Consider the following 7,816-nt stretch of genomic DNA (forward strand, 5'->3'; position numbering starts at 1 on the left):
GACGAACTCGAACGACGTGCCGGCCTCCATTTCCATCTGGCCCGCGGCCATCCACTGCCGACGCAGGTCACTCTCGGTGAGATAGGCCCAGACCCGCTCGATGGGGCCGGGCAAAAGCCGCTGGATGGTGAACGTGGCGGGCTCAGTCAGCTCGCCATAGGCTTCGATGTTTTTCATCTGGTTCATTGGTCGTCTCCTTCTTTTGAGGTGGGCGATTTCCTGGAATCATCCTGGGCTTTTCGTGCGTCCTCCTCGTGAAGGAGACGTTCGAGAACGTCGAGACGGTTGGTCCAGAAGCGCTCGTAGAAGCCCAGCCATTGGTGGGCGCTGGCCAGCGGTCCGGGTTCGAGGCGACAAAGATGCGTGCGGCCCCTCACCTCTCGACGAATAAGCCCGGCATTCTCCAGCGCCTTGATGTGCTTGGAGGCCGCCGCCAGCGACATGGCGAAGGGTTCCGCCAGCTGGCTTACCGTTCGCTTGCCGCCGGCGAGGTCGCGAAGCATCTGCCGGCGGGTGGCGTCGCCAAGGGCATGAAAAACCGCGTCGATCTGGGGTGTCTCTAATTCAACCATGTAGTTGAATATAGAGATACGCTGTCGAATTGTCAACCGATTGGTTGAATGATCTTGGAAGGGGAACTCCACAGGCGGCCTGCGGCGATCCAGGACATCGGCCAGTGCAAGACCACGGACATGGTCACGGCGGCGGAAGCGGGACCTTCACTTGCCTTCGAAGAAAGTGTGAATCGAGACTTCCAGCTTTTCGATGAGTTGAGGGTTATGGCAGCTTCCAGCCCAGATCAGGGCGTTCAGTCTCATATCCTTGTTGAGAAAGTTCATTTTCCGAGAATCAAGCAGGTATCCCGCGACCTCGTAGTGCCGTCCCTTGATAGCCTCGATAAGCGCGTTGTTTCTTCCGGTCTTGTCAGTAAGATTCACGTCGGCGCCATTCTCGACAAGCAACTTAACGACATCCAGATGCCCGTTCTTTGCTGCTTCAATAAGGGCCGTTCTGCCGTAGTAGTCGGCTCTTGCATCGATCTCTATTTCGGGATGTTTCACCAGGGCTAAAATAGAGGCGTAGTGGCCCTTGGCAGAAGCAAGGCTCAAAGGCGTGCTCTTCCATTTGTTTCTGGAATTCACATCGATTGCTGGGTGTTCGATCAACGCCTCGACCGCCGCGGTGCGGGCATTGAGGGCTGCGAGATGAAGGGCTGACCAGCCGCCGCCGTCCGCCTCGTTGATATTGGCGCCGGCCGCCAATTCCGCTTTCACGGCCTCCGCATCGCCCCTTTCTGCCGCGAGCAGCAGATTCGACCAACCTCTCGGCTCTTCGGCTTCCAAGCTCTCGGTCAATGCAGTCGCCTCCCCGAATGCTCCCCGCAGGATAGCATTGTTCCGGTTCGGCCGACATCCACCGGATGACCGACCCGCTCGAACTTGAAGCCAGCCCTCTCAAGGCGGAACTGGCCGATGTCCTCCGGCAGCGGGGCCGATAGAGACGAACAGTAAGCGCGCACTCTATCGAGACATTGCCGGCACTTGCCAAAGCCGCTATCGGAAAGGTGAGAAGCAAGATGCGAATTGGACGTCGGCGATTTCTTGTCCTGTCGCTCGGAGCGGCTGCCTTCGGCAAGGCACGCGCCACCGAGCCGCTCTGGTCAGCCCTGCGATCCGGAGAAGCCATTGCCTTGCTGCGCCATGCCGCGGCCCCAGGCTCCGGCGATCCGCCCGGCTTCAGGCTCGGTGATTGCAGGACCCAGCGGAATCTGTCGGAAGAAGGTCGTGCGCAGTCACGCGCGATCGGCGACCTGTTCCGTGCGAATGGCATCTCGACGGCAGCCGTCTATTCGAGCCAGTGGTGTCGTTGCCTCGACACCGCTCGCCTGCTCGGGATCGGCGAAGTTGTGCCTCTCGAACTGCTCAATTCATTCTTTGGCGACAGTTCGGCCGGCGAGAAGCGCACCGCCGCTCTTTTGGCCTGGCTTCGCGGGCAGCGTTTCGGCGGACCAGCCGTGCTTGTCACGCATCAGGTCAACATCACCGGCTTGACCGGCGAGGTGCCGGATAGCGGCGAAATGATCATCGCCCGTATTCATGAGGCTGACCCCGTGCAGGTCATCGGGCATGTTGCCGCGCCGGCTTGAGCATCATGGCCTTCGACCCCATCTCGTGCAGCATCGCTTCAGTCGTGGAACGACGACGTGCGAGGAGAGATCAAAGGGAGTGATCGCATGGCTATCGATTTCAACCATACAATACTGCCGGCCCGCAACAGCGAGGCGTCGGCAAAGTTCCTGGCGGAAATACTTGGCCTTCCAGCCCCGAGGCGCTGGGGGCCTTTCCAGATGGTCACGACCGAAAACGGTGCCAACCTCGACTACATGGATACCGGCGGCGAAATCAGGCCGCAGCATTACGCCTTCCTGGTCAGCGAAACCGAGTTCGACGAGATCTTCGGTAGGATTCGTGAACGGGATCTCCCGTACTGGGCCGACCCTGGCCGGACGCAGCCGGGCGAGATCAATCACCACGACGGCGGCCGCGGCGTTTATTTCGAGGACCCGAACGGTCATCTTCTCGAGATCATTACCCGTCAATACGGCAGCGGCGGATGGAACCCGTGATCGCTCGGTGACGTAGCCAGGTTTGCGATGGCAAGGACGGCATCGCGCTGGCGGTTGCAATCCTGGCTGCCTGGGCCGGACTTGCCTCCACCTGTCGACTGGGCACTGGCGGATGCCGCGCCCAAATAAGCGCTGCGCTGGGCTAAACGATGCAGAAGGACCTGAGCATGCCTGAACAGATTACACCAAGTAAGCCTGAACAGATCACATTGAACGACGGCTTAGCCATTCCCCAGGTCGGCCTTGGCGTGTGGCAAGTCGATCCGGCCGTCACGGCCAAGATTGTGAGTTGGGGGATCGAGGCCGGCTACAGATTGATCGACACCGCCGAAGGCTACCGGAACGAGGAAGGCGTCGGGCAAGCGATCCGCACTGGTGGCGTGCCGAGAAGCGAGTTGTTCATCACCTCGAAGCTGCGCAACGGCGCACATCAGCGCGACGCCGCCCTTCGGGCTTTCGACGGGACGATGAACAAGCTCGCGATCGAACAGATCGACCTATTTCTGATCCACTGGCCAGTGCCCAGCCAGGGCAAATATGTCGAGGCGTGGAAGACGCTGATCGAACTCAGGCAATCCGGCCGGATCAAGTCGATCGGCGTTTCGAATTTCAACCAGGACCATCTGGAGCGGATCATCGGCGAGACCGGAGTCACGCCCTCGGTCAATCAGATCGAACTCCATCCCCGGTTTCAACAGCGCCATACCAGAGAATTTCACAGCACGCACAATATCCGTATCGAAAGCTGGAGCCCCCTGGGCAGCGGCCGGCTGTTGAGCGACCCGACCCTCGAAAAGATCGCACTAAAACATCGCAAGTCCGTGGCGCAGGTGATCATCAGATGGCATCTTCAGGAAGGGCTGATCGTCATTCCAAAGTCGATCCGCCAGGACCGGATCGCCGCCAATTTCGATGTCTTCGATTTTGAGCTGGACGCGGAGGACCTCGGCCTCATTCGTGGCATGGATTCATCAGACGGCCGCACCGGGCCGAACCCCGTCACGGCAGCTTTCCTGTTCTGACGGACTGAGGTGAGCTGAAGAGAAGGAGCCGACGGCGAAGCTGCCAATCTTCCCCTAGTGGGGGAGATGCCAAGTTTTGGGCAGAGGGCAGGACAGAGGGGGGGCGCTGTCCCGCCGGCCAATTGAAATTAGCCCTTCCGCTCACCTCATATCCCTGACCCATCCAGCAGCGGGACATCTTCTTCGTCCCAGGGGCTGGGCAATGAACCCTTGCTCAGATTGGCTGTCGGCAGCGGCATCCAGCACTTCAGCTCGGGTTCGGCGTATTCAACCACGCGTCCTGGAGACGAGTCGGAAGCGCGCCAGCCCTCACTGCCGAACTGGTCGGCTCGAGACCAGTAAGCCAGGTCGACTTCCGCCGGCCCCTGTTCCGACGGCCGAACCGTGACCAGGATTCGGCTGCCATCCCTTGGCGCGCTCGACATGTGACGCCACCGATCGGGCTCGTCCATCGTAATCTCCTCGCGCAGTCTGCATCTCGGCTGTCCAGACGAATAGTCGCTTCGCGTACAACGCCGGTCAACCCGAACTTTGCGCAGGACAGTCTATGGTCGGCGGCCTGCCGGTCTGGCGCCGGCTCGCGCTCAAACCTTGGCCTTGACTGCCCAGGCTCTGGTTTTCAGGGGAATGGACCCCTCCTTGCCGCGCGGCAGACTATCGCGGAGCCTCTCCATCAATTTCTGGCGAGCTGCGGGGGCGAGACTCATGCAATAGCCGGGCGCCGGCCCTGCACCCAGGGTGAAGGGGTGCCAATAGTCTTCAAAGTCCTTGAATACGGCCGGCATTTCAATCCGCGTGGAGTCGATGGAAACTAGGCCCGCCTTCTCAGCGAGATCGGTCAATCCATCTTGTGTGCAAAATGGAAAACGCCTGTCTTCGGTAAGGTCGATGGCGCCTGGGTCAAGCGCGGTCGCAGCGGTCCAGAAGGCCCGCATGAATTCCACCCCACCGCCAGGGTAATCCCACACATAGAACCCGATCGTCGCTCCGGGGCGGGCCACCCGCCTCATCTCGGCAAGCGCCTTTTGCTTGTCGGGGATGAAGTTGAGAACGAGCGCCGACACGACCATGTCCTTGCTGCCCGATTCGACAGACAACGCCTGCGCATCGCCTGCGAGAAACTCGACACGTTCGTCCGGCACGTTTGCACGCGCCTTGGCGAGAAAACCCTCCGACGGGTCTATCGAGACCAGGCTGCTGGGGTTGCAGCACGCCATGATGGCTGCCGAAAGCGCCCCGGTTCCGCTACCCACCTCCAGCCAATCCAGCCCTTCTGCCGGATCGAGCCAATTCAGAAACAGCGGGGCGATCTGACGGCTCCATCGCCCCATATAGAGGTCATAGCTATCCCCGGCCTGCCAAGCGTCGTGACGTGCTGCCTCAGCCATCGCAATCTCCTCCCCGAGAAAATTTCAGACCATTGGGCCGCAACGAGAATACGTTCGCCTCAACTCCAGGAACAGAGGCATAAGAGTGCGGTTCGGGTTCGAAATGCACAGCGGAGGGATCAGACGCTTGACCTCTGCGGTCCCGAGGGAATCGCCTGCTGACGCAGGCGATCGATCGGCTGGCTTCGTAGGCCCTCCTGGCCGGTTCGCCGACTATCGCTGCGTTGCCGCTCTGGGAAATTCCACCACGTCTGCGGGCGGACGCTTGTACTGGGCTGCGGCAATTGCATCGATCAGGATATCCAGAGCCGCACGAGCCGTGCGGCTCGTCTCGTCATCGCCGCGCAAATAGTGGCAGGCTCGTTCAAGATGGAGGTGGGCGGCGGCAAAGTCGCTAGTCATGGATTCTCCTTTTGCCCGCCGTTGGACAAGGATGGCCATCTCGATTTACCCGAAGGCAAATATCCACAGCTGGATTTGAATCAAATATGGCCGGTTAACCGGATCTTCAGCATCTCGAGACGACCTTGCTGCTGCGGACATGTGTTGAGTTCCGCCTCAGGCAACAGACCCGCTCCGGAGACCGGGGCGGGTTTTTGCTTGAATGGTGCTCGGGGTGGAACCGGCATCCGCAATTGGCGCGCAGGCTGGCGTCAGTTGGGGGACAGAAGAGAATGCCGAACGCTCCAATGCTCACGCGCTGCGCTACCGCGGCCGAGCCGACGTACCTTCATGCACCGAAGCGGTCCGCCGCAAAGGGCGCGAGGCGGTCGCGATCGCCGCGTCCGGCAATCAGGTCGGCGACCAAGCGGGCCGTGATCGGAGCCAAAGTGAGGCCGAGATGACCATGACCGAAGGCATAGATCACCTTGGGGCTGCGACGCGACGGACCGATGGCCGGCCGGGAATCGGGCAGCGACGGCCGGAACCCGAGCCATTCGGATGAAGGCCGGCCGAGTTGAGGAAAGAACTGCCTGACACCGCGATCGAGCAGCGCCAGCCGGCGCGGACTTGCCGGCGCTGCAAGCCCGCCGAGTTCGACAGTTCCGGCGACACGCAGCCGGCCGGTCATCGGCGTCATGTAGAAGCCGAGATCGACAGGACAGACCGGACGATTGAGCAGAGGCGCTTTGGTCGGGAATTCGAGATGATAACCGCGTTCGGTCTCGAGCGGGATCCTGTCGCCGGCCTGCATGGCCAACGCCCGTGATTGCGCGCCCGCGGCGACCACCACCATGTTCGCCTTGATGCGAATGCCGGAACCGCTGAGCCTGACACCGTCCGCCTCGACCCGCAGCCTGGCTACAGCAGCCTGCGCTACCGACACGCCGCGGGCGGTCGCGGCATCGAGCAGCCGCCGCATCAGCGTCTTTGGATCGGCGACGTTCATCGAATCCGGGAAGTACAGGCCGCTGGCCCCGGTCGGGGGCAGGCTCGGCTCCAGCGCGGCCACCTCCCCCGGCGTCAGAACCTCTTGATGGACGCCAAACCCCGCGCGCAGCGCCCTGCCCCCGGCCGCCTTGGCGAAATCGATCTCGCGACGATACAGGTAGAGACAGCCGTTGCGGCGCAGCAGGTCGGCCACATCGGCCTCCTTCACCATCTCCTCCCAGGCCGGCAGAGCCTCCGCCAAAAGGCCGGCGAGCGCCAGCGCATTGGCACGGGTGGCCGCCGGAAGCGACTGCCGCACGAACTGAACCAGCCAGGGCGCAAGCTGGAAAAACGCCGGCCAGCGCCAGGCGAAAGGGCTGTCCGGATCGAGGAGCAGTTTTGGCAATTGGCGCAGCACGGCCGGGTTGCCGACCGGCATGCAGGCATATTCGGCGAGCGTTCCGGCGTTGCCGAACGAGGCGCCGGAGCCAGGCTCGTTGGGGTCGATGAGCAGCACCTCGCGCCCCTCGGCCGCAAGCCGGAGTGCCGTTGCCAAACCGACAATGCCGGCGCCGACGATGGCGACTTCCACGGTTTCCGGTGCTGCCACGACCGAGCCCCTAGACAAAGCCAGGCAGTTGCAGATGCCCGGCCGCGAGCAGTTCGGCCATGGTGTTCAGGGCCGTGCGCAGATCGTCGAGCGAGCGCGCGGCGCCGACGTTGATGCGTACCCCGTGCTGCACCGGCTCGCGCCCAACCGCGAAGGCATCGCCGGGAAGAACGGCAACGCCACGTTCCAGGCAGGTGCGAGCGAAACCCGCGCCCCGCCACGGCTCCGGGAGGCGCAGCCAGGCATGGGTCGAGGCGGCGTGGCTCTGGACATCGTACCGGCCGAGGATTTCGGTAACGATGGCCTGGCGCTGGCGAAGCTCCTGCTTCTGGGCTTCGATAATACGCGCAGCCGCGCCCTCTTCTATCAGTCGCGCGCCGATCAGCGCGGTCAGAGGGCTGATGCTCCAGCAGTTGATGCGCAAAGCCGCGGCGACCTGGCCGGCTATGGCGCGTGGCGCGATCACAAAACCGAGGCGCAGTCCTGGGGCAACGCACTTCGACAAGGCACCGATGTGAACCGTCAATTCGGGCTCGAGGCTGGCAAGCGACGGCGGCGGATTGTCCGCCAGCGGGCGGTAGACGTCATCCTCGATGATGAGGACGTTATGGCGACGGGCCACAGCCACCAACTCGTGCCGGCGTCCTCGGGTAGCGTGATGGTGGTCGGGTTGTGCAGGGTCGGCACCAGGAAGACCGCGCGCGGGCGGAGCTGCGCGCAGGCCGCGTCGAACGCGTCGGCCCGCATGCCGCCACGATCCATGGCGACGCCTCTGAGCTCTAACCCATGCACCCGGCAC

11 protein-coding genes are annotated in these 7,816 nt (G+C 62.5%); 3 read left to right on the forward strand and 8 right to left on the reverse strand.

All coding sequences use genetic code 11. The annotated features are described in order from the left end of the window. The 3 genes from EOA85_RS21175 to EOA85_RS21185 form a co-directional block, all read right to left on the reverse strand. Nucleotides 1-186 (reverse strand): SRPBCC domain-containing protein (locus tag EOA85_RS21175; protein ID WP_206523337.1); only part of this gene is annotated, 186 nt, incomplete at its 3' end. Then, complete coding sequence (locus EOA85_RS21180; RefSeq protein WP_127211049.1) at nucleotides 183-572, reverse strand: metalloregulator ArsR/SmtB family transcription factor; 390 nt, start codon at nucleotides 570-572, stop codon at nucleotides 183-185. The genes EOA85_RS21175 and EOA85_RS21180, both read right to left, overlap by 4 nt. Before the next feature lie 147 nt (nucleotides 573-719). Next, nucleotides 720-1,355, reverse strand: coding sequence for an ankyrin repeat domain-containing protein (locus EOA85_RS21185; RefSeq protein WP_127211042.1), 636 nt, complete (start codon nucleotides 1,353-1,355; stop codon nucleotides 720-722). A gap of 221 nt (nucleotides 1,356-1,576) precedes the next feature. On the opposite strand from EOA85_RS21185, the gene EOA85_RS21190 reads away from it, so the two are divergent. The 3 genes from EOA85_RS21190 to EOA85_RS21200 all read left to right on the forward strand — a co-directional run bounded on the left by EOA85_RS21190 (nucleotide 1,577) and on the right by EOA85_RS21200 (nucleotide 3,648). Continuing rightward, nucleotides 1,577-2,146, forward strand: a complete 570-nt coding sequence (locus EOA85_RS21190) for a histidine phosphatase family protein (RefSeq protein WP_127211043.1) — start codon at nucleotides 1,577-1,579, stop codon at nucleotides 2,144-2,146. An 87-nt stretch (nucleotides 2,147-2,233) separates the two neighbouring features. Then, nucleotides 2,234-2,626, forward strand: coding sequence for a VOC family protein (locus EOA85_RS21195; protein ID WP_127211044.1), 393 nt, complete (start codon nucleotides 2,234-2,236; stop codon nucleotides 2,624-2,626). A 167-nt stretch (nucleotides 2,627-2,793) separates the two neighbouring features. After that, entirely contained in the window at nucleotides 2,794-3,648 is an 855-nt protein-coding gene (locus EOA85_RS21200) for an aldo/keto reductase (RefSeq protein ID WP_127211045.1), read from the forward strand. A 146-nt stretch (nucleotides 3,649-3,794) separates the two neighbouring features. Here the strand turns inward: EOA85_RS21200 and EOA85_RS21205 are convergent, their stop codons facing one another. From EOA85_RS21205 to EOA85_RS21225, 5 genes are all read right to left on the reverse strand, one after another. Next, entirely contained in the window at nucleotides 3,795-4,100 is a 306-nt protein-coding gene (locus tag EOA85_RS21205; protein ID WP_023799134.1) for a hypothetical protein, read from the reverse strand. A gap of 132 nt (nucleotides 4,101-4,232) precedes the next feature. Further along, nucleotides 4,233-5,036 carry a class I SAM-dependent methyltransferase gene (locus tag EOA85_RS21210; protein WP_127211046.1) on the reverse strand — a complete coding sequence of 268 codons (804 nt, stop codon included), beginning with the start codon at nucleotides 5,034-5,036 and terminating at the stop codon, nucleotides 4,233-4,235. Between the two features lie 213 nt (nucleotides 5,037-5,249). Further along, a complete protein-coding gene (locus EOA85_RS21215) occupies nucleotides 5,250-5,438 on the reverse strand; it encodes a hypothetical protein (protein ID WP_127211047.1) in 189 nt (62 codons plus the stop codon). A 328-nt stretch (nucleotides 5,439-5,766) separates the two neighbouring features. Then, nucleotides 5,767-7,017: an FAD-dependent oxidoreductase gene (locus EOA85_RS21220; protein WP_127211048.1), complete on the reverse strand. Its 1,251-nt coding sequence runs from the start codon at nucleotides 7,015-7,017 to the stop codon at nucleotides 5,767-5,769. Between the two features lie 10 nt (nucleotides 7,018-7,027). After that, nucleotides 7,028-7,645: an aminotransferase class I/II-fold pyridoxal phosphate-dependent enzyme gene (locus EOA85_RS21225; RefSeq protein ID WP_245485921.1), complete on the reverse strand. Its 618-nt coding sequence runs from the start codon at nucleotides 7,643-7,645 to the stop codon at nucleotides 7,028-7,030. Between the last annotated feature and the right edge of the window lie 171 nt (nucleotides 7,646-7,816).

The organism is Mesorhizobium sp. M5C.F.Ca.IN.020.29.1.1, from assembly GCF_003997375.1.
Lineage (GTDB): Bacteria > Pseudomonadota > Alphaproteobacteria > Rhizobiales > Rhizobiaceae > Mesorhizobium > Mesorhizobium wenxiniae.